Annotated in this window: 23 protein-coding genes; 12 read left to right on the top strand and 11 right to left on the bottom strand. The window is 46.2% G+C overall.

Annotation, left to right across the window (positions count from 1 at the left end; translation table 11 throughout):
- The first annotated feature begins 4 nt into the window (after positions 1-4).
- Both H6626_02625 and H6626_02620 read left to right on the top strand, forming a co-directional pair.
- On the top strand, positions 5-1,003 hold the full coding sequence (locus tag H6626_02625) for a ribonucleotide-diphosphate reductase subunit beta (protein USN48001.1): 999 nt from the start codon (positions 5-7) through the stop codon (positions 1,001-1,003).
- 100 nt (positions 1,004-1,103) lie between these two features.
- A complete protein-coding gene (locus tag H6626_02620; protein ID USN48938.1) occupies positions 1,104-1,496 on the top strand; it encodes a two pore domain potassium channel family protein in 393 nt (130 codons plus the stop codon).
- On the opposite strand, the gene H6626_02615 is transcribed toward H6626_02620, so the two are convergent.
- Positions 1,493-2,650, bottom strand: coding sequence for a prolipoprotein diacylglyceryl transferase (locus tag H6626_02615; GenBank protein USN48000.1), 1,158 nt, complete (start codon positions 2,648-2,650; stop codon positions 1,493-1,495). The genes H6626_02620 and H6626_02615 overlap by 4 nt on opposite strands.
- Before the next feature lie 76 nt (positions 2,651-2,726).
- Here H6626_02615 and maf point away from each other — a divergent pair, with 76 nt between their 5' ends.
- Both maf and hemB read left to right on the top strand, forming a co-directional pair.
- Positions 2,727-3,329: a septum formation protein Maf gene (maf, locus tag H6626_02610; protein ID USN47999.1), complete on the top strand. Its 603-nt coding sequence runs from the start codon at positions 2,727-2,729 to the stop codon at positions 3,327-3,329.
- A 32-nt stretch (positions 3,330-3,361) separates the two neighbouring features.
- Positions 3,362-4,342, top strand: a complete 981-nt coding sequence (gene hemB, locus H6626_02605; GenBank protein ID USN48937.1) for a porphobilinogen synthase — start codon at positions 3,362-3,364, stop codon at positions 4,340-4,342.
- Positions 4,343-4,359: 17 nt separating this feature from the next.
- Here hemB and H6626_02600 read toward each other — a convergent pair whose 3' ends face one another.
- From H6626_02600 to H6626_02580, 5 genes are all read right to left on the bottom strand, one after another.
- On the bottom strand, positions 4,360-5,010 hold the full coding sequence (locus H6626_02600; protein ID USN47998.1) for an HD domain-containing protein: 651 nt from the start codon (positions 5,008-5,010) through the stop codon (positions 4,360-4,362).
- A 306-nt stretch (positions 5,011-5,316) separates the two neighbouring features.
- On the bottom strand, positions 5,317-7,116 hold the full coding sequence (locus tag H6626_02595; protein USN47997.1) for a serine/threonine protein kinase: 1,800 nt from the start codon (positions 7,114-7,116) through the stop codon (positions 5,317-5,319).
- 249 nt (positions 7,117-7,365) lie between these two features.
- On the bottom strand, positions 7,366-8,298 hold the full coding sequence (locus H6626_02590; protein USN47996.1) for a DUF3445 domain-containing protein: 933 nt from the start codon (positions 8,296-8,298) through the stop codon (positions 7,366-7,368).
- Positions 8,298-10,922, bottom strand: coding sequence for an excinuclease ABC subunit UvrA (gene uvrA / locus H6626_02585; GenBank protein ID USN47995.1), 2,625 nt, complete (start codon positions 10,920-10,922; stop codon positions 8,298-8,300). The genes H6626_02590 and uvrA overlap by 1 nt, the downstream gene beginning before the upstream one ends.
- The gene (locus tag H6626_02580) at positions 10,901-11,320 is read right to left on the bottom strand and encodes a transcriptional repressor (protein USN48936.1); all 420 of its coding nucleotides are present in this window, start codon (positions 11,318-11,320) and stop codon (positions 10,901-10,903) included. Before H6626_02580 ends, uvrA begins: the two co-directional genes overlap by 22 nt.
- Positions 11,321-11,880: 560 nt before the next feature.
- Between H6626_02580 and H6626_02575 the strand changes: the two genes are divergently transcribed.
- From H6626_02575 to H6626_02550, 6 genes are all read left to right on the top strand, one after another.
- Entirely contained in the window at positions 11,881-12,225 is a 345-nt protein-coding gene (locus H6626_02575) for a hypothetical protein (GenBank protein USN47994.1), read from the top strand.
- A 240-nt stretch (positions 12,226-12,465) separates the two neighbouring features.
- The gene (locus H6626_02570; protein USN48935.1) at positions 12,466-12,738 is read left to right on the top strand and encodes a type II toxin-antitoxin system RelE/ParE family toxin; all 273 of its coding nucleotides are present in this window, start codon (positions 12,466-12,468) and stop codon (positions 12,736-12,738) included.
- 103 nt (positions 12,739-12,841) lie between these two features.
- Complete coding sequence (locus H6626_02565; GenBank protein ID USN48934.1) at positions 12,842-13,060, top strand: helix-turn-helix transcriptional regulator; 219 nt, start codon at positions 12,842-12,844, stop codon at positions 13,058-13,060.
- 356 nt (positions 13,061-13,416) lie between these two features.
- Positions 13,417-13,842 carry a hypothetical protein gene (locus H6626_02560; GenBank protein USN47993.1) on the top strand — a complete coding sequence of 142 codons (426 nt, stop codon included), beginning with the start codon at positions 13,417-13,419 and terminating at the stop codon, positions 13,840-13,842.
- 264 nt (positions 13,843-14,106) lie between these two features.
- Positions 14,107-14,352, top strand: a complete 246-nt coding sequence (locus H6626_02555; GenBank protein ID USN48933.1) for a type II toxin-antitoxin system prevent-host-death family antitoxin — start codon at positions 14,107-14,109, stop codon at positions 14,350-14,352.
- Entirely contained in the window at positions 14,339-14,611 is a 273-nt protein-coding gene (locus H6626_02550) for a type II toxin-antitoxin system RelE/ParE family toxin (protein ID USN47992.1), read from the top strand. Before H6626_02555 ends, H6626_02550 begins: the two co-directional genes overlap by 14 nt.
- Before the next feature lie 44 nt (positions 14,612-14,655).
- On the opposite strand, the gene H6626_02545 is transcribed toward H6626_02550, so the two are convergent.
- Both H6626_02545 and H6626_02540 read right to left on the bottom strand, forming a co-directional pair.
- The gene (locus H6626_02545; GenBank protein USN47991.1) at positions 14,656-15,015 is read right to left on the bottom strand and encodes a type II toxin-antitoxin system PemK/MazF family toxin; all 360 of its coding nucleotides are present in this window, start codon (positions 15,013-15,015) and stop codon (positions 14,656-14,658) included.
- On the bottom strand, positions 15,012-15,251 hold the full coding sequence (locus H6626_02540) for a hypothetical protein (protein ID USN47990.1): 240 nt from the start codon (positions 15,249-15,251) through the stop codon (positions 15,012-15,014). Before H6626_02540 ends, H6626_02545 begins: the two co-directional genes overlap by 4 nt.
- Before the next feature lie 305 nt (positions 15,252-15,556).
- Between H6626_02540 and H6626_02535 the strand changes: the two genes are divergently transcribed.
- Complete coding sequence (locus H6626_02535) at positions 15,557-16,285, top strand: outer membrane beta-barrel protein (protein ID USN47989.1); 729 nt, start codon at positions 15,557-15,559, stop codon at positions 16,283-16,285.
- 152 nt (positions 16,286-16,437) lie between these two features.
- Here the strand turns inward: H6626_02535 and H6626_02530 are convergent, their stop codons facing one another.
- Entirely contained in the window at positions 16,438-16,845 is a 408-nt protein-coding gene (locus H6626_02530) for a hemerythrin family protein (GenBank protein ID USN47988.1), read from the bottom strand.
- 215 nt (positions 16,846-17,060) lie between these two features.
- Complete coding sequence (locus tag H6626_02525; protein USN47987.1) at positions 17,061-18,836, bottom strand: OPT/YSL family transporter; 1,776 nt, start codon at positions 18,834-18,836, stop codon at positions 17,061-17,063.
- A 48-nt stretch (positions 18,837-18,884) separates the two neighbouring features.
- On the opposite strand from H6626_02525, the gene H6626_02520 reads away from it, so the two are divergent.
- On the top strand, positions 18,885-19,823 hold the full coding sequence (locus tag H6626_02520; protein ID USN47986.1) for a hypothetical protein: 939 nt from the start codon (positions 18,885-18,887) through the stop codon (positions 19,821-19,823).
- On the opposite strand, the gene H6626_02515 is transcribed toward H6626_02520, so the two are convergent.
- Entirely contained in the window at positions 19,801-20,322 is a 522-nt protein-coding gene (locus H6626_02515) for a hypothetical protein (protein ID USN47985.1), read from the bottom strand. The two genes, H6626_02520 and H6626_02515, sit on opposite strands and share 23 nt — an antisense overlap.
- Positions 20,323-20,362 lie beyond the last annotated feature (40 nt).

The raw sequence follows: 20,362 nt of genomic DNA, 5'->3' as shown, positions 1-20,362 counted from the left end.
ACACATGCTTTTAAATCCTGGCTTTGACTTAACATTGCGACCCATGAAGTACCCTGTATTTTATGAAATGTACAAAGATGCCATTAAAAACACTTGGACGGTGGAAGAAGTGGATTTTAGTTCAGACGTTGTGGATTTAAACTCAAAAATCTCTGAACCTGAGCGTTTTTTGATTCAGCGGCTTGTGGCATTTTTTGCTACCGGTGATTCTATTGTGAGTAACAACTTGGTGCTAAATCTTTACAAGCACGTGAACTCACCCGAGGGCCGATTGTATCTTTCTCGTCAGCTCTATGAAGAGGCTCTGCACGTTCAGTTCTATCTGACTCTGCTTGATACTTATATCCCAGACATGAAAGAGCGCGAGCAGGCGTTTGCTGCTGTGGAGACTATTCCCTCCATTAAGAAAAAAGCCGACTTTAGTTTTAAGTGGATGGATTCTGTTCAAAACCTTGATCGCATCGAGACTCGCGAGCAACGCCGACAGTTTTTAATGAACATGATGTGCTTTGCTTGCTGTATTGAAGGCCTTTTCTTCTTTGCCGCCTTTGCTTATGTGTATTATCTGCGCTCTAAAGGATTATTAAGTGGACTTGCCACTGGCACCAATTGGGTGTTCCGCGATGAAAGTGCTCATATTAATTTTGCAATGAAAGTCATTGATATTGCTAAAAAAGAGGAGCCTGAGCTATTTGACGACCGCATGAAGGATATGGTCAAAGTGATGCTCAATGAAGCCATTGAATGTGAGCTGGCCTTTGCCGAAGATGTGCTTGCTCAAGGGCTTGCTGGCTTAAGCTTAAAAGATATGAAAACTTATTTGCAGTATATCGCAGACCTCCGCCTAGAAAGACTGGGCATTGAGCCGCAATACAACGTGAAGAACCCTTTTGATTTTATGGAGCTGCAAGACACACAAGAGCTTGCTAACTTTTTTGAGCGCCGGGTTTCAGCTTATCAAGTGAGCGTTTCAGGTGATGTGAGTTTTGACGAAAGCTTCTAAACCAGACGGCCGAGGGAGGATGAACGATCGGTTTTCCCCGGCCAAACACTTACCTCAATACACCCAACATCTAGTGTACACGCTGTTAACACCGGTTGTGATGTACTTTGCCATCGTGGGCAACGTGATTATGGGGTCCTCGATTTTTATGTTTCACCGACACGAGCTCGGAGTGAATCCCCATGTGAACTCCTGGTTTGACTCGCTTTGGTGGGCCTTAAGCACCGTGACCACAGTGGGCTATGGCGACATTGTGCCGGTCACCACCGAAGGACGCATTATCGGAATGGTCTTGATGATCCTCGGCGTGGTGTTTTTCGTTGGATTCACAGCCATTTCTGCCACTGTCTTGATTGACCGCATTCATTTTTCATCTACGGATTCAGCTAAAATGCTGACGGAGACAGAAAATTTCTTAGAACGACTCAATGCTTTTGAACAAAAACTCGATGCCCTAGATAAAAAGGTCGATCGGTTCAATGGTCAGGGTTAACGAGCCCCTTTGCTCGCTTCTGTTTCATCAATAACCGAAGTGTTTTTTCGCACGCCCCACCCACCTACTTTAGACCCTGATCTTCGCACCACGTAGATGAAATAGACAAACACCATGGCTAACATGACAATACTGAGGATTTGCCCTCTGGTGAGCCCTAAAAACTGATAACCAATTTCAGCATCGGGCAATCGATAGGCTTCGCCAACAATGCGAGCTAAAGCATATAAAATTCCAAACCACGCTGAGACCACCCCGACCTTGCGTGGCTTCATCCAAATCAAAGCTAAAACAACAAAAACACCAAGCCCCTCCATCAGGGCCTGATACAACTGAGACGGATAACGAACACTCAACACAGGTTCAATGGCCGCCACCACCTGGGCATTATGCATCTGCACAGCATCCACCAAACTTCCCAATGCCGCTGAAATTTTGCTGCTGTTGGCTCCGAAACTGTCGACCCAAGACTGCCACAAGCCCGGGCTAATTGAATCATAGGTCTTTCCGTTCAGCTGAATTCGCCCCAATGCGCTCACAGCTTCACCTAGAGATTTCAGCTTCACCAAGGGGTCACCCTCAAGATTTTTGCCCTCCAGTGCCAGCCGATACCACAAATAAACTTCTTGCGGAAACTTAACGCCAAAGCGACAAGCCTCTTCGCAAATGCGACCAAAAAGCTCGCCATTAACAAAGTTCGCAAGCCGACCAAAAAATATCCCCAAAGACCCACCAAATACCGTCAGATCCATGGCGTGAAAGGGTGAAAAACCCCGACGATAAGCATATAGTGACGAAGACACAATCACCCCAAGAATGCCCCCATGACTGGCCATGCCCCCTTTATGAACTTCAAGCACACCCCAAAACGGGAAGTCGGAAGAAAACTTCAAGAATAAATCTGGAGCGTAAAACACACAATATCCCAGACGACCGCCGATCATGGTGCCAATGGCCACCATGGTGACAAAATCAACAATGTCATCCCGCCGCATGGGGGAGCGCCCCTGGCGAACCACCCACAAAATCACAAGGTAGCTCAAGGCAAATCCCGACAAATAGGCCAATCCATACCAGCGAATGCCGATACTTTCTGTGAATTGAATGGCAAAGGGCTGTAGTTGATGCAAATAGGCCGATGCTGTATTATTCATAAGTTCATTTTCGGTTTGGACTTGCACATTGACAAGGAAAACCACAATTTACCATGACACGCTTGGACGGGAATCCATGAAAATCATTCTGGCAAGCACCTCGAAATATCGCAGAGCTCAACTTGAAAGCCTGGGCCTCACCTTTTCTTGTAAAGCCCCTGATGTGGACGAAGGCGCCTTTAAGAAAGAGGCCTCAAGCCCCAAACAACTTTGTGAGCTTTTAGCGAGGCTGAAGGCTGAAAGTGTTGCTAAAAATCACCCCCACGACTTTGTCATAGGCAGTGATCAGCTTGTGGATTTTAATGGAGAAATTTTAGGAAAACCCGGCACCAAACAAGCCGCCGTAGAACAACTTCTCAAACTGAGTGGTCACACTCACCACCTTCTCACCAGTCTTTGCGTGAAAATTCGGGATGAGGTTTCTATTTATACAGAAACCACAAAGCTTAAAATGCGAACGTGGAACGAAGAAGAGATCAAAAACTACGTCGACAAAGACTCGCCCGTTGATTGTGCCGGCGCCTACAAACTCGAATCCATGGGGCGTATGCTTTTTGAATCCATTGATTCTAAAGACCATTCGGCTATTGTGGGCCTGCCGCTGATGGCACTCACAGAAATTATGTTACAATTCAAAGTCCCGCTCCCCTTTCAACATCAACCAAGGACGCCCCTATGAACTCCCACTTTGACCGCCAGCACGCTTTTGAAATGAGTGGCGTACACATAAGACCACGACGCCTGCGCCGATCTGAGGCCATAAGAGGGTTTGTTCGCGAAACTCATCTTGATGTTTCAAACCTCGTGTTGCCTCAATTTATTTTGCCCGGAAAACACGAACGCCAGCCCATCACAAGCATGCCTGATTTTTATCGCTTAAGTGTGGACCATGCCGTAACCCAAGCTAAAGAAGCCTATGGCCTAGGCCTTAGAGGTGTGGCTTTATTTCCGGTACTGCCTCAAAATAAAAAAGACGCCACTGGAAGTGAAAGCAAAAACCCACAGGGACTCATTCCCACAGCGGTAAAAGCCATCAAGGACGCCGTTCCTGAGATGCTGGTGATCACGGATGTGGCCCTTGATCCTTACTCGTCAGAGGGACATGACGGTTTGGTTCGAGAGGGTGAGATTTTAAACGATGAATCTCTTGAGATTTTGGCCGAGATGGCTATTGCGCAAGCGGCATCTGGCGCGGATTTAGTGGCCCCTTCTGACATGATGGATGGGCGCATAGGCTATATACGAAGTGCCCTTGATCAAACGGGCCACCGCCAGACCGGAGTGCTCTCCTATGCCGCTAAATACGCCTCTGGATTTTATGGGCCCTTTCGCGAGGCCTTGGACTCGGCCCCTAAGTTTGGTGATAAAAAAACCTATCAAATGGACCCTGCAAACCTAAGTGAAGCCTTAAGAGAGGCCGAACTTGATGTGCAGCAAGGGGCTGACATTTTGATGGTCAAACCCGGTCTGCCCTATCTGGATGTGATTGCTTCCTTATACCAGCACTTTTCACTACCCATAGCCGCTTACCAAGTCAGTGGTGAATACTCGATGATTATGGCTGCGGCTAGAAACGGCTGGCTAGATGAGAAAACCACGGCCGTTGAGAGTTTACTGGCACTGAGACGCGCTGGAAGTCAGATGATCTTTACTTACTTTGCATTGAAGGCCGCAAACTGGCTTCAAAAATAACCACTTTGATTGTTTGATTAAGCGGCTTTTTTGATAATGTGACTAACAATGGCTTCGTCGCGGGCTTCTTCTTCCACATGTCCCCATGTGGGCATAGAGGCCAAGTACAGTTGCACTAGATTGCCATCAAACTGTTTGCCAGAAAAATCCACCAGCTCTTTTTTCACATGATCCCAGGTAAGGGCTTGCCTATATGGTCTTGTGTTCATCATAGCATCTACCGTATCAACCACAGCCACAACCCGAGCGTGGATCGGAATTTGCTCGCCTTTTAAGTTAAATGGGTACCCTGAGCCATCAAATTTTTCGTGATGATAGCGAACTCCAGGAATTAGAAATCGAAAAAAGGGATGATTAGTCAATGGGCGAAGTATCTCTACGCTTTTTTCAGCATGAGATTTCATCACGTCGTACTCTTCGTTTGTAAGACGACCTGGCTTTAAAAGAATATCATTAGAAATCGCCACCTTGCCAATATCATGAAACAACCCTGTATACTCCAATACAGTCTTCTGACTTTCTGGCAGACCCATAATATGGCCCATTTTTCTGGCGGCACGCCCCACTCGCAAACAATGATGAAAGGTGAAAGGATCTTTCACTAACACAGCCTGCAAGATAGAGTGGGCTACATCTTTTGCCCAACTCGGAATTTCTACTGAAGACATCACGTTCCCCCTAAATTTGAACGTCTTATCTTGGGGGTGCTGCCTCGCACCCCTTTCTTACTCGTGTTTTCACACACGTCCCACGCCCTCATGTAATATTATCGGCCAAGACCTGGATTTATGTAGAGGTGGGTGTTGAATTTTATCGCCTTCCACTAAAAAATCGACAGTCCCCTCGGCTGCCGTTGTCTCATTTCGATATGACATCTCAAAGTGAGACACCACCAAACCTATACGCAAATTTTAGGCAACACTTTAACCTTCAAAAAAACGCCACCCCCGCAGAGAATATCCGTTCGACCGCTCTCATCGTTTTTTGGAGCTCTTTTTAAGCCTCACTTCATAGGCTCCTATTTTTGGCCAAATCTTCTTTTGTACCGTTGTGTAACCTGGCTTTTTAAACGAATACGTGCGGCCTTTATTGCTGTCATAGGTGAGAACCGCCGGAGTTGTGCGGCCCGTGAAACTGCCATTTTCATAAATCTTGGCCCCCGAGGGGCGACTCATTAACTTCAGTGTATATGCGGGCGCGAGTGTTGGCCTATTCGGCGCGGCGACATTCGTTGTGGGCTGTGCAGGTGACGCCACAAATGTGGAAGGTGAATTGGATCCTGCGGGAAAAGGCTTGGCCTCTTCACTGGCCTGTTCTGAAAATCCAGTGGCATCATCAAAACCAATCTGATCACTAACTTCGTCATAGATCTCCTCATGGTGGAGATCACTTTGAAGCGGCCCAGTTGGCTTAAGGCCAATGTAGATGACCGTCGACGCCAAGGCCACCGTCAACACAACTGGATAATAAAATTTTATCCAACGCTTTATCTTTCGATTTCTCCGCCGGCGCTTTCGATCACGAGAACCGGATTGATCCAGTACAGTGGAGGCCCGTGAAGGCAACGGCGAAGTTCCATCAGATGCTTGAGTGACCACTCCCGTCCAATCACTACGCGCTCTTTCCCAGGCCAGAGTCACAAAGGTCTGAGCTTTTCTGCGCAAGCGCTTTGTTTCAGCATGAAGTTCTGCCCAAAGCCCCCGTCGGGCCATCATTGGGTTATTAGCCACCACAGATTCACTGCGCGGTGAAACCATCGAGGCTTTAGCTTGCCTGCGAGTTTCTTCAAACACTTCGGTTTCTTCGATGGGTTCAGAGGCATACTCTTGTAAACGCAGCCGTTGCTCGGCCATTTCTTGCGCGTAAAGGCTACGCATGGCCTCCCGCAAATCCTCTTGGCAGAAATTCGGATAACCTTGATGCAGGATTTTTTTAAGCTCCCGATAAAGTTCACCGGCTGTATTGAATCTGTCTGTGGGGTCAAAGGCCAACATCTTGCGCACCACTTGATCAAGTTCTTCGGTGGCATCTGCATTTTTCTCTAACAATGACGGATATCGAAAACCTTCGATTTTTTTAAGGTACTCGAGCCGAGAAAGTTCACTAAACATTTTCTCGCCGGCAATCAGCTCCCATAGCACCACACCTAACGAAAACAAATCAGACCTCTGATCCATATCCTGACCGAGGGCTTGTTCTGGACTCATATAGCCCTTCTTGCCCATTTTCATTTCAACCATTGTGACATTGATATCGGCCTCGCTTCTGGCCACACCAAAATCAATAATCTTTACTTCACCCTCGTAGGTGATCATGATGTTATGCGGGCTCACATCGCCATGTACAATACCTAGGGGTTTTCCTGTGGCGCGATCCAAAGTTCTTCGGGCATGCTCTAGTGCCAAAGCCACTTCGGCCACAATGTGAAGAGCATGGGCCACATAAAATCGCATTCCCTTACCCTCAAGGCGCTCTGTGGTGGCATTGAGGTCTTTACCTTCCATGTATTCCATGGCCATATAGTACTCACCGTCGCACTCGCCAAACTCTTCCATTTTTACGATACCGCGATGCTCGAGTCGCAATGCTACTAGGGCTTCATATTTAAAAAGCTTTAAGTGACGGGGATCCTCACCGTCTTTGGCTTTCATTTTTTTAAGTGCAACGAATTTCCATAGACCTTGACCCACAGGGCGTTTTGCCAAGTAGATTTCACCCATCCCGCCTTGATCCAGGCGTTCTATCACACGGTAGCGACCCACGCGCACCGACATCAGGACTCCCCACGAAAAAGTTAACACCACAGAGTCTGATCCCTTCGCAAGGAGACAGTCCACCTTTACCAATGCACCCGCTCACGTTGTGCATGGCGTATCCGGGTTGCGGCACGCAAGTGACGCCATCCGAAGACGACATGCGGCCAAAAGTGACAGGGGGCATTGGCAAAGGTGGGCTGTCTCCTTGCGAAGGGATCAGACTCTGTCCCCATTAGTCACTGGATCTTATCGGTAAAACTCTTGATATTATTGAGCTTCAAGGTGATTTATAATGGCATCAGCTGATCGCACTAGACCTTTGTATTTGAGCTGTTGCTCCGACATGCCTCGAATAGCTTCGACTACTTTTGATTTTTGCTCATGGCTAAATTCATTTATGTTGTAAAAATAAGTCCTTATAAAAAAAAGCGCCCATTTCACTTCACGCATGGGCCAAAGCACCTGCCGCTCCACCCGAAGATATAATTCTGGATCATCTGGCTGAAAGTCGCGACCTCGCCAAAGCTTTGAATCTTCATTTTCTGGTGGCCTGGGGTGGTGATTCAGGCGCTGGTCCGTGGCCACTCCAGCTGCAAACCTTTGCACGGGATCCGAGTGCAACACGCCTTTTAACAGAGAAACCCCTTGCTCTAAAAGTGGCTCCATCCCCGCCACCGGTCGATGCACGCGCAAGAAATTCTTGTTAATCTTGGCCTCTGCCGGCCAATGGTTTGGTGAAAACAAATGAATAAGAGACAAACACTCACTTTCACCATTAAGCCTCCAAACAGCCATGTCGGCCTGCACCTGCATCATCAGCGCATCCACGCCGTCAACATAAGACAGCTCGCACTGGCTTGCAGAAAGTTGAAACTCGCCTTTTTGAGTAAAGGCTAAAGTTTCATTAGTTAGGCTACTATGTAAAATCACTTTATCCCCCACAAACTTTCGATGAAAGTGCTTGGGGTGCTCCACCACTAAACGATTGAGAATCCAAAGTGCGATTTGCGCCTTCTCGTCTGCGGTCATTTCACCGGGTTGATAGTATTTATCAATTCGGTCGTTTCGTGCTTTTAACTTTGAGCGCCTGTATTTGTCGAAGTGTCCATCAATTTGAAATACTGTGCCCTGCAAAGGCTCAAGTCCCGGCGTAACTTTGTATTGTCCATCGGACCACGGAAAATAAAAAGGCTGTGTCATCAAAGAAGCTTTCTTAAGAAACGGGCCGTTTCGCTTTTCTCCACCTGGCTCACAGTCTCGGGCGTGCCCTTGGCGACAATCTCGCCTCCACCTACTCCACCATCAGGCCCCAAGTCCACCACATAGTCACAATTTTTTATGACGTCCAAGTTGTGCTCAATCACCAACACCGTGTTTCCTTGATCGACCAGCTCCTGAAGCAGATCCACGAGTTTACGAATGTCTTCAAAATGTAAACCCGTCGTGGGTTCATCTAAAATATAAAGAGTTTTTCCGGTTCCACGTTTAGACAACTCTTTACTGAGCTTGATTCGCTGGGCCTCCCCACCCGATAACGTCGTCGAACTCTGCCCGAGCGTGAGATAATCAAGACCAACGCGGTTGAGAGTTTCTAATTTTCGGTAAATGGACTTGTGATTTTGAAAAAACTCAGCCGCTTCAGCCACGGTCAGATTTAATACATCGGCCACCGATTTATCGCGATAGGTGACATGACGAATCTCTGAGCTATACCGCAGCCCCTGGCAAGTTTCGCATCTCACATAGACGTCACTAAGAAAATGCATTTCGACTTTTATCAGACCGTTACCCTGACAAACTTCGCATCTCCCACCTTTGACATTGTATGAAAAATCTCCCGGCTTATAACCTCGAATCTTAGACTCAGGAAGACTCGAATAAAGACCACGAATCAATGAGAACAAACCCACATAAGTGGCCGGTGTTGACCGCGGCGTTCGTCCAATGGGCCGTTGATTGATTTCAATCACCTTATCAATCAAATCAAGGCCTTCAATTTTAGCATAAGGCGCCGGCGTGGTACCAGCTTTGTAAAATTCTTTGGCCAGAATTCGATAAAGAGTATCGATAATCAAGGTGCTTTTTCCACTACCTGATACACCGGTAATGCCACACAATGTGCCCAATGGAATTTCAAGATCTACATTTTTTAAATTGTTTCCGGTGGCACCAAGTAATCTCAACCAACTGCCCTGGCCGGACCTGCGTTTTTTGGGCACTGGAATTTTCAATTTTCCTGAAAGGTACTGACCCGTAACACTCTTTGGGTTGTTGCTGATTTCAACAGGAGTACCTTCAGCTAAAATCTCACCTCCCAACGTGCCCGCTCGGGGACCTAAGTCAATCACATGGTCCGCAGCCCTTATGGTGTCTTCATCATGTTCAACCAACAAAATGGTGTTTCCGCGATCTTTAATTTCGTTGAGTATATCTAATAGTCGGTGGTGATCGCGAGGATGTAACCCAATACTTGGTTCATCTAAAACATACAACACTCCAATGAGGGCAGAACCCACTTGCGTGGCCAAGCGAATGCGCTGGGTTTCGCCACCCGACAATGTTCTAGTGGGTCGATCTACACTTAAATAGCCGGTTCCCACACGCACCATGTACTGAAGCCGCGTGGTGATTTGTTTGATGATTTTTTCAGCCACCAATTGATCGCGCCGCCCCAGAGAAAGTGACTGCATAAACTCCAGAAGTTGGTCGGCAGAGAGATGGGCCAGATCCGCAATGTTTTTTTCTTGCAAGTAAACATTAAGGGCCGCGGGTTTGAGACGCTGACCTTTACAGTCAGGACAAACAGAAAGTGAATACTCGTCAATTTCTACGTCGTCGCCCTCATCACTCTCAACGTTTTTTCCGTGGTAACTCCAATGGGGGCGGTACTCTTTGCCGCTTTCAGAATCTGTTTCGTCATATTCCACTTCTTCAAAGTCCAAGGTGCCCATACCGTGGCAAGTTTCACACGCCCCCCTGGGATTATTAAAACTAAAAAGTCGTGGCTCCAGCTCAGGAAAACTAAATCCACACACGGGGCAAGCCCGATGAATCGAGTAAAGCTTCGGCGAGCCTCCGACGGACTCAATACAAACTTGCCCCCCAGCCATACTTAAGCTGAGGTTGATACTTTCTTTAAGCCGATGCTTGTACTTTTCGTCAACGACCAGGCGATCAAGGAGCAGATCAATGTCATGCCGCTTGTGCTTGGCCAACTTTTTAGCTTCACCAAGCTCCACCCACAGTCCGTCCACACGGGCCTTACTAAAACCTTTTCGCACCCACTTTTGAAACTCGGCCAGAAACTCGCCCTTTTTTCCTTGAGCCATTGGGGCCGTGACGAAAAACTTGGTGCCCTTAGGCAAGCTCATGACGTCGTCAACGATTTGCTCCGGCGTTTGACTTGAAACGGGAACATTGTGCTCTGGGCAGTTCGGAACTCCCACCCGCGAATACAAAAGCCGCATGTAATCGTAAATTTCAGTCACTGTGCCCACGGTGGAACGGGGATTTGTGCCCACTGATTTTTGATCTATGGCAATGGCCGGTGATAATCCAGATATACTCTCTACATCTGGTTTCTTGAGTTGCTCCATAAATTGGCGGGCGTAGGCCGACAAGCTCTCCACATACCGGCGCTGACCCTCGGCATAAATTGTATCAAAGGCCAAACTCGACTTGCCGCTACCACTCATACCCGTGATCACGGTCATTTTTTCGCGCGGGATTTCTAGGGACACATGCTTCAGGTTGTGCTCTGAAGCTCCTTTGACGATAATTCCGATAGGTTCTGATGATGTTTCTACTTCTGACAGCTTGGACATATTCCATATAGTTCTAGAACATGTCCGGTCAGAATAAAACCATTTTCGCGGGCCACCTGAGTTTGTAAAGATTCAATCTGGCGGTTTTCAAATTCTACGATGCGTCCACAGCGCTCGCAGGTAAGATGGTCATGGTGTTGTTTCGGCGTGAGCTCATAGCGAGCCGGCAGACCTCCCATACGGACCTCTGTAACAAACCCTTTTTCTGTGAGATTTCGCAAAAACCGATAGACCGTGGCAAAGCCTATTTCGGGGTGAGCCTCATGAATGAGCTCATAGACTTCTTGGGCCGTCACATGGGCGCGGCCACTATTGAGCGCATTAAGAATGGCCATACGCTGATGGGTGACTTTAAGCCCCATATCACGAATGATGCGACGAAAGCTCGCTTCATCCATATTCTCACGGCGAATCAGGCGCTCAGGGCCTTCTTTGCGAGCACGGATAACATCGGTTCCACTGCGTTGTCGGGGCAATTCAAAATCGGGCATGCCATGTATTTAACGGCTAGGCTACCCCGCAGTCAACGTAAATGATAACTATTTTCAATGGCGACCTGAACCCTCCCCCGCCCCAATGGAATGAACGATACCAACTTTAAAAACCTGACCCCGTCTCATGTCCGATTCACAAGTCTATTATTGGGGCGGACCAAACACCCGCATTGCTCACGCCATCGTAGACTGAGAGGTCGATTTCCTTCAGCTGGGTTAGCCTTTAAGATTTCTTTTTTGCTGTTTTTTGAAGAAGTCCGCATCCCTAAAAGCTGATTTTGGAACGCTTATCCTGGCTGACAATTTCAGGCTTGCTGTGCAAATGCTACTGGTTAGTCCACCCTGGTTTGTTCGGTAATTTTATTTGGCTTTAAAAATGGCCGGGCATTGGCTTTGCTCTATGTTTTGTTAGAGCTCATTTACGAGCCAAATATATAAGGGAATAAGAAGTTATGAAGGCCCTGATGGTGTTCATAGTTTTTTGGATGAATGTTTCTGCATGGGGATCCAACGAAAGAAGTCCAAACTCGTTAAATGGAAAACGGGGCATACAAACCCCCAACGTTAATTTCTTTTTAACTTATCCAGGGGCCAGTTCTGCCGAGGTTAAAAAAGCCATCATAGAAGAAAGTGACGATGATTTTGAGGCGAACAGCAATTTACAATGGCCACCCTTGCCCCGTGCCTGGCTTGAATTTGCAACAACTGAGTACATCACCTCCAACACCTACCGTTGGGGCAAAAGGTTTGCCCACTTTAAGAAATGGCTCAGGTGGAGGGATTCCTTGGTCCACTCCCGAACACCTTGAGATCATTTGTGTTTTTAATCAATTCAATCACTTAGGCACGAGAGCTCCGCTTCACTGAGAGACCTTGCAGCACCTTTGTATCCTCCAGAAGGACGCATTTAGGACGCAAAAACAGACTGCCACCAATATACTGTTGACAGAATATGCTGTCTATGCCATACTGCATAGATGTGGAAGATCGTTGAGACAGGTGACTTCAGGGATTGGTTTGCAGACCTCGACGAGGACACCTAGGCCGATATTGTTGAAACAGCCCAGGTGCTGAGAAGTTTTGGCCCGCAACTGGGGCGCCCCTATGTTGACACGCTTTATGACAGCCGGCACCCCAACATGAAAGAGCTGCGGGTTCAGAGCAAAGGTCGACCTTTTCGCATCTTCTTCGCCTTCGATCCAGAAAGGCAAGCGGTGTTTTTGATCGGTGGCAACAAACAAGGTGACAAGCGCTTTTACAAACGCATGATCGCCAAAGCCGATGATTTGTACGATGAATATTTGGAGGACCAAAATGGCTAAAACAAAAAAGAAATACACTGACTTCTTTGACAGTGCCAAAGAAGTCATGCCCCCTGAGAAATTCAAACGAGCTGTTGAGCGGGGCGAAGAAATTGTGGCTTTCTTGCGACTGGCAGAAGCTCGTAAAAAGATGGGTCTTCGCCAAGTGGATATCGATGGCTTCACACAAACCGAGATTTCAAAAATTGAGAATCGCTCAGACATCAAGCTGTCAACACTGATTGACTACATGAAAAGCATCGGCATGGGCGTGAAAATCGTGGGCATCCCTGAAGACGATGGCGAGGAAGAGTTTGAGATTTTGACCGCGAAAGCGAAGTGAGTCCAACATGGCTCACTTTCTGGCACAAAATTGAATCAACGAGATTTTTCTTTTTTCAAAGCGTAGGTGTTGTCCTCCGCAGAAAAGGGTCCAACAAACACAGGTGAAACTAGCTGTAAGAGTCACGACTTACTGAGCCCAAGTGGTTTAGGATCTTTTTGATCACTTGTGGTTCTTCAATGCTAGCAATCACCCTGACTTTGCCTGCACACTCAGGGCAAGTTGTGATGTCGATGTTAAACACCCTCTTTAGCCTCTGAGCCCAGGTCATAAGATTTGACTGCGCGGCAGGGCTAAGAGTTTCGCTTTTCTCTTCTTCTTTTGTTTCCGGCTTGGGCACCACAAGCTTGCGGTGCTTGAGAATACAAGCCCAAGCTTCCTACCATAAGAGTGCCGACACTCTTTTAATTTATAAAAACGAGCGAGACTATGAAGACCTTGAAAAAAACCTACTGCTTGAAACCGAGGCAAGAGCAAGTCTTAGGGACAATTACGAAACACCGCCAGAACTGATAGATAAGCTAAAAGGTTGTGGTTTTAATTTAGCTTTGGATATTTGTGGGACAGAAGAAAATAAAAAAGCTCCACGGGTTATTACAGTGGAGCAAAATGCCTTAACGGTTGACTGGACAATTAAAGAGGGCGAGTGGATTTGGGGTAATGTCCCCTACTCTTTAAAGGTTCAATTTATCCAGAAAATGAAAGAGCAAAAAAACTTGGAAATAATCGCCAGCTTATTTTATTGCCCAACTTTACCGAGACAAGTTGGTTTAAAGAGGTAAGAGAGGAAGTCGCAGACCATCTGCTTTTTTAAGCGGTCGGTTGGCTTTTAAACTTGGCGATATTGTGGAGAGTGCGAAATTTTCGTCCGTGATTGCCCTTGTTGGTTCTATTACGGAGGCACAGAGGGCTAATTTAGCTGAATTAGGCTGGTTAGTATCTAATAAAAACAATAACTTACAAAAATATTGACTATTTTAACTATTTCGCCTATATTAGACGCAATAATGAGGTGTCCAAATATGGGAGCTAAAAAGAAAAACAAAATGACGGCAAGTGAAGCCAAAAGCAAATTTGGCGAGTTGCTGGATTTTGCTCGCACTCGTCCAGTAAAGATTGAGAAAAACGGCCGTTTTGTTGCGGTTGTAATTTCCGCAGAAGAGTTTGAACGAATGGAAGCATTAGAAGATGCCTGGTGGGGGCAACAAGCTGAATTGGCAATGAAAGAGGGCTTTCTAAGTGAGGAAGAAAGCGAAAAGAAACTTGCCGAGTGGATGAATGCTAAGGATTAAACTCGCAAAACGGGCTGATAAGTTTATTAGCTCGTTGCCAGCAAAACAAAAAAAGCAAATCACTACAAAGATACTTCAATTGAGCAAAAACCCACTGCCCCACGACAGTATTCAAGTTAAAGGTTTTACCCAATATAGACGGACAGATATTGGCGAGTATCGCATTATCTACTATGTCCAAGAGAAAGTGATTTTGATTATTGTTCTGGTTGGGAAAAGAAACGATGACGATGTTAATAAAAAACTGAAGCGCTTGTAATTGGCGAGTAATTTACGTTTCCAAAAAGAACTTCACCGAGACTTTTAATGACAAGTAGTCAAATCCAAAAATTCTCGAATCGCGTGCTTAACCTCTTCAATAATACCATCGGGTGCTACACCCAAGTCTTTCACAAAGAGCGAATTGTCCCAAGAAAGAATTTGATCCACCAGTAAATCGCTGGCCTGAGCCAATCCGCAAGTATCCTTTGGCACGAAGACTCGCAGAGGGAACGCGTCACTTTGTGCTACATTGGTAGTCAACGGAAGTATCACCGTACTATCAAGCCCAGCCAACGCGAACTCACTAGGCTGTACAGCTAAACAGGCCCGTTGTTTTCCAGGTTTAGTGCCAACCCGTGGTTCCAGATTAACAATATAAAAGTGCCATTGCTGAGGTTTCATTTAATCCTCTTCAAACGCGAGTGCTGACGGTATTCTTTATTGACCTTGCGACTAGATCCAGCCACAAGTTCTACGGCCTTTTGCCATCTGCGAATCCGGTCCTCTCGATTCACCTTTTCCTCCAACAATTTCAAACCCTCGCGAACCACCTCAATTTTAGATTTTGCACCCAGCCTCTTTTTAAGGCTGACAATGGCCGCCTCGTCTTCGCTTTGGATAGTTAAAGGTTTACCCATAATTCCTCCCAGAACATTTCTGCGAATATATTTTTAAGTATATCATATAATATATCTGGCGTCAAAGCGTTTGGGTGGATTCGGGCAAATCATTTGAGCGAAATTGCTCCAAACTCAAAGAAAATACCACCGAGGCCTTGCTGGTAGAAAGGGCATGAAAAACTGTGAAACCCTAAGATACATTTTTAGCTCACCCCTGAAACGTTATGTGACCAGAGATTCAATTTCAACTGACCCTATTGTGACTCAGTTGCATCTCTAGGGATTGTGGCAACGAACGGTAGCCTTTGGACCTGGCGCACAATATGCAAGGAATTGACTTATACCCTGCCGCTAGGACCATTGGTAATAAGGATTGGGAGTTGAATGTCATGAATCATCATACTGTTTTTCTATTTAAAAAAACATTGAAATACCGGAACCAACTGATAGTGGGCTTTACCATTTGCCCCCTGAGTTGCATTGGTTTTTCGCAAGTTTCCTCTGAATACAGTTACCAAAAACCAAAGCCCACCGTAAAAATGCACTTTGCTGGCATCATGAATATGGCAACGCCAGATGTGAAAATTAATAATGAAAGCGTAAGTATTGAAAAAAATCTGGGCTATGGAGCTTCGGTAGCCTTTGAAGTTTACAGGAGTCGCGATATCTCCCTAGAAACCGAAGCCAATTTCGTACGCAAGAAGTACAGAATTCGAAATGCACAAAGCATGTTTGAACATAAAGTCGACAGCCTTCAATTTCCGCTTATGGCACGCTTCCATCTAACAGAAGCATTTAATGTTGGTTTGGGACCATATTTAAGGTTTCGCATTGGGCAACCGAAACAAACACTGCTAATAGGCACAAAAACAGATATTGTGGATTCTAGTGCAGAGGATGAAACTGAATTCGGATTTATAACATCAATTGCATATAGACACCGGTTCAACCCATTTTTAGGCGCCTTTGCTGATGCACGATTTTCATCAAGTGTTTCCGACTCCCAAGATATAAGTGGGTTAGCGGGAATATCCATAGGATTTGAAAAGTAAAGGAAATCTATAAAACTAAACCTTAAATAATATTCTACTCTTCGTGACTCACTCGTTTGGAGTTTATTCTTAGGATACCCTCTGGATTCAGAGACCTCTTCAAATATTCTCCCTGATTCATATAAGATATAACCAAATAAAACAACATACCGTCACGTGTATTTATGGTGCTTTCTGATGTAGGCCTCGTAGGCCTTGTCATGCACTAAAATATGGGTAGTGATCCAGACCTTGAGGTATTCTAAAATACGAGTGCTGAGATCGATATCCCCGGCTTCAAAACTTTTTTGAAACTCACTTACTTTTTTAGTGAACGCCACGTGTTGACGATGATGCTCCTCATACTTGGTGTAGCCTACATTCTTTAATAGCTGTTCTTCGTGGTAAAAGTGCACATTGATATAATCAATCAAGGTGGCTAGCACCCGCCCCACAAACTCGCGATCGTCGCGGTCTTTAATTTGATAGAGGGCCTCAATCAAGCCTAAGAGCTTTTTGTGCTCTTCATCGATCTCTTTCACGCCCACGCTGAATGACCGGTCCCACTTTGTGAATTCCATTAGAAAAGCCCTTTTGTTAGATCTCTCCATTGTAAAAGGGCTTCATCATTTCGACCATTGGTTTGTTGCTGGACTTAAGGAGAGATGCGGCACAACACAACCCATGCATGAATTCACCTGATGAATATCAAAATGGATTAATTCATAAAAACTGGTGTGGCTGAATTTACTAGCGGCCTTTATCAGACCGACTTCCTCCAAAAACGCAAATGGGATTAGTGCCACAGCGCTTTTAATACTACAGACACCACTCCAGCCAAACTCTCGCCTGTCACCAACCCAGCAGCTATGACCAACACAAACATCTTGGCAAAGCGGCTGTGAAGCCTGTGAATAACTAATGCCAACAGGCTGCCGACAAACAATGTTAGCGAAGTCCATGCTGGAATAATAAATGCTAACCCCATAGCAGAGGCACTCGGCCAAAATAGGCGCATCTTCTTGGGCATCCAGCCTTCGACTAAGGCCATAGTTATCCCCAAAATGAGAGATATCCACAGAGCTTCTTGGGCTCCCAACGGAAACGCCTCTGAACCTTTGGCCACTAGATCAGCTACTGATTTCCAAGTGGCCACGGCAGGAGCTGGCCACTCATCCGTCAACAACTGTTTTGCTGGATCAGGAATGAGAAACAAATAAACCATAGTGCCCACCAACGCGCCCATGGCAATACCAAAACATTGAGCAATTACTTGATGATAGTGATTCACTTGCAACAACAAACCCGCCTTCAAGTCGTGCAAAAGATCTGAACTTTGCCCAGCAGCACCCCCTGTCACATTGGCTGTCATCAGGTTAGTGGCAATTTGACCTGGGTTCATAAAACCAAAACTCAGTTGCGTCACTTTACCCAACGCACCTATTGGCGCAATTCCAGTTTCACCCGTGACTCTTGAAGAAACCACACCCAACAAAACCGATGCTAATACAGCTAAAACACCCGTCCCCCAAGATATGGAAAATATAAAATATTGAGCCGCGGCCAATACCACCGCAAAAACAGATAGCGCACCCAAAAAGCGTGGCTGCCATAGGAAGTTTTCCGGGAGCTTTTTGAAGGCCGTTTTTTTCTTCAAAATAGATCTTCCTACGCTCAATAAAAACGTGGTTATTGAAGCTGAGACCATCAACCCTACCCCGGGCCATAGGGTCCACCCGACCACCGATCCAAAAATATATTCACCATTGGCATCAAAATCTTGAAAGCCCTTAGATATGATCATTGGAACTATTCCCAACCAACAAATAAGTGCGCCAAAAAGCATCGATAGTCCTGAACGAAATCCCATAATCATCCCAAAGCCCACCATTAGCAGGGAGGGGTCTAAAACCAATCCTAGTTTTTTAGCTGAGAGCTTAAGCCCGCCCAACAACCCGTTAAAGGAAGGGAGAAAAGGCATTTTCGGTAACACCATCCAAAATTCGCTTATCAATTTTTGCGAAAACGCCAGAATTGAAGCTATGAACAAGGCCAATAACTTTCTTCGCCCATGCCCACTAGATTCATGGATGTCGCGGACGGTTTCTGCCGTAGCCACGCCGACTGGAAACACCAGATTTTCTGTGACCAACATCTGATGTCTCAATCCCACAGCCACCAATACGCCCAGTAGGCTCACAAGAAAGACCCATAAAATCAAAATGGAGGCTGACAATGTCAGGCCTGTGATCATGGTGTACGCTGGAATAGGCGCCACTAACCCACCTGAAATAATTGATGCCGCTGCGGATGCGGATGTTTGTGAATAAACACTCTCTTGCATGGACCATTCAGGAGCCCCTGTAACTCGACTAAAGGCAGCCCATAAACCATAACTCAAAAGCGCGGCAAGTATGGACATGTTAAATGACCAACCAATTTTTAATCCGCTATAGACATTGCACGGAGTTAACAACCCACCGATGACCAAACCAGTCAAAATAGAACGCATGGTCAGTTGTGATGACATAAATGTATTGGCCCCTGTTGAGATCTCACGTAAAACTCTCACTTACTGTTAGCCTCTCTCACTGCAATTTCAACCCCGCCCGAGGTGTTCATGGCCATTCATGTAATGTTTTCAGTTGATTGGGAGGGTACATCTCTGCTTCCTGAAAATCTCGAAGCCATGAACGAGCTTTCTGCAAAGTATCCAATTATTCCGCGTATACAATTTTTGAATCCCGCCTATTTTATTGCTTCAGAGAATTGGCCAACCGACGGCGCACGCGAGCTGGTTCGCCTTGGGATATCAGACTCTGACGAGATTGGCCTTCACGTTCACTGCTGGGAGCGACTCCTCCGAGCGGCTCATGTGAACTTTCTTTCGCAACCTTCTTTTTTTGATGGCGGAGAATCTTGGCATTGGAATAACGAATACGGTGGTGATATCCCTGTTACGAGCTATTCGCAATCTGAATTGGAGGCACTGTTTGCCTTTAGTCTAAAAACTTTAAGTCACCAAGGTTACACCAACATTAAAAGCTTTCGCGGGGGCGGATGGTGCTCAAGTCCCCACCTGCAAAAAGCCTTATCCACCGTTGGCCTTTACAATGACAGTTCGCCAGTGCCGCCGCATCTCGTTCAACAAAAATACCCGAATACATTTCTCTACGACATGGCCCTACAGCACTGGCCGACTACAAACGAAATATCGTTTCCCTTCAGCACTACCCTAGATGGTAAAGTCGTAAATTTTTTCCCGAACAACGCCTGCTTGGTTGATTACGTTCCGTTTGAACAAGCCCATGCTGTTTTTGAAGCCGTGGTTGAAAAGAGTCGCCAGTCAAAAGTTGACGGCTATTTCCATTATGGGTGGCATCAAGAAACACTTGTTCAAGCGCTCCGACGACAAACTGACGACACTTTTCTTTTGAAATCCACGAATTATTATGCCGAGATCGATCAAATGATGGGCTACTTGAGTCGTCGCGCAAGTTCTGGACTAGAAATAAATTTCTGCACCATTGAATCGTTCAATAGGACCCAGAAAATTTAAGAGTCACCTCATCGGGCATCACTGCAAATAACAAGCGACCGTCACTCGTTCTATAAGCCAAAGTCTCTTCGCCTTCTTTCATGTGCAAATCGCGGATGATCTCTAAGGCTTCTGATCCAAGGATCTTACAGGACACCTCTTGCAACACACCATCCACCTTACAAAATTCTCCCGTACTTTGAATGATAAATTGGCATTGAACGGTGCCCGAAGACAACCTCTCCACACAGGTTAAGTTAAAATCACGAGACGAGGTTTCAATGACTTTGCCCTCATCGCCCGAAGGCGCTTTTCGAACCGGCCCACTCATAAGGCCGTAGAGCCTTTGTGGATCGTCATCCACTTCGCCCGTTTGTCGATCAAAACTTTGAATGACAATCAAGGCTTGCTTCATGCCAGGATAAATCACGGGCCTTGTGGCAGCAAAACTGAACATGGGAACCCCGAGGACCATCAAAACCAATGGTATCCAAAAGCTCCCCATAAAAGCACCAAACATTGGCATTACCCCCTCGTTAACAAAACTAGCCTAATGAATT

This window comes from Pseudobdellovibrionaceae bacterium (assembly GCA_023898385.1).
Taxonomy (GTDB): Bacteria; Bdellovibrionota; Bdellovibrionia; order Bdellovibrionales; family UBA1609.
The sequence above is the reverse complement of the archived record's forward strand: the minus strand, read 5'-3'. Positions and strand labels throughout refer to the sequence as shown.

Bases quoted from the DNA above. Each gene is read 5' to 3' on its own strand.
- H6626_02625 (USN48001.1), top strand. From the start codon at position 5: ATGCTTTTAAATCCTGGCTTTGACTTAACATTGCGACCCATGAAGTAC.
- H6626_02620 (USN48938.1), top strand. From the start codon at position 1,104: ATGTACTTTGCCATCGTGGGCAACGTGATTATGGGGTCCTCGATTTTT.
- H6626_02615 (USN48000.1), bottom strand. From the start codon at position 2,650: ATGAATAATACAGCATCGGCCTATTTGCATCAACTACAGCCCTTTGCC.
- maf (USN47999.1), top strand. From the start codon at position 2,727: ATGAAAATCATTCTGGCAAGCACCTCGAAATATCGCAGAGCTCAACTT.
- hemB (USN48937.1), top strand. From the start codon at position 3,362: ATGAGTGGCGTACACATAAGACCACGACGCCTGCGCCGATCTGAGGCC.
- H6626_02600 (USN47998.1), bottom strand. From the start codon at position 5,010: ATGTCTTCAGTAGAAATTCCGAGTTGGGCAAAAGATGTAGCCCACTCT.
- H6626_02595 (USN47997.1), bottom strand. From the start codon at position 7,116: ATGTCGGTGCGCGTGGGTCGCTACCGTGTGATAGAACGCCTGGATCAA.
- H6626_02590 (USN47996.1), bottom strand. From the start codon at position 8,298: ATGACACAGCCTTTTTATTTTCCGTGGTCCGATGGACAATACAAAGTT.
- uvrA (USN47995.1), bottom strand. From the start codon at position 10,922: ATGTCCAAGCTGTCAGAAGTAGAAACATCATCAGAACCTATCGGAATT.
- H6626_02580 (USN48936.1), bottom strand. From the start codon at position 11,320: ATGGATGAAGCGAGCTTTCGTCGCATCATTCGTGATATGGGGCTTAAA.
- H6626_02575 (USN47994.1), top strand. From the start codon at position 11,881: ATGGTGTTCATAGTTTTTTGGATGAATGTTTCTGCATGGGGATCCAAC.
- H6626_02555 (USN48933.1), top strand. From the start codon at position 14,107: ATGACGGCAAGTGAAGCCAAAAGCAAATTTGGCGAGTTGCTGGATTTT.
- H6626_02550 (USN47992.1), top strand. From the start codon at position 14,339: ATGCTAAGGATTAAACTCGCAAAACGGGCTGATAAGTTTATTAGCTCG.
- H6626_02545 (USN47991.1), bottom strand. From the start codon at position 15,015: ATGAAACCTCAGCAATGGCACTTTTATATTGTTAATCTGGAACCACGG.
- H6626_02540 (USN47990.1), bottom strand. From the start codon at position 15,251: ATGGGTAAACCTTTAACTATCCAAAGCGAAGACGAGGCGGCCATTGTC.
- H6626_02535 (USN47989.1), top strand. From the start codon at position 15,557: ATGCAAGGAATTGACTTATACCCTGCCGCTAGGACCATTGGTAATAAG.
- H6626_02530 (USN47988.1), bottom strand. From the start codon at position 16,845: ATGGAATTCACAAAGTGGGACCGGTCATTCAGCGTGGGCGTGAAAGAG.
- H6626_02520 (USN47986.1), top strand. From the start codon at position 18,885: ATGGCCATTCATGTAATGTTTTCAGTTGATTGGGAGGGTACATCTCTG.
- H6626_02515 (USN47985.1), bottom strand. From the start codon at position 20,322: ATGTTTGGTGCTTTTATGGGGAGCTTTTGGATACCATTGGTTTTGATG.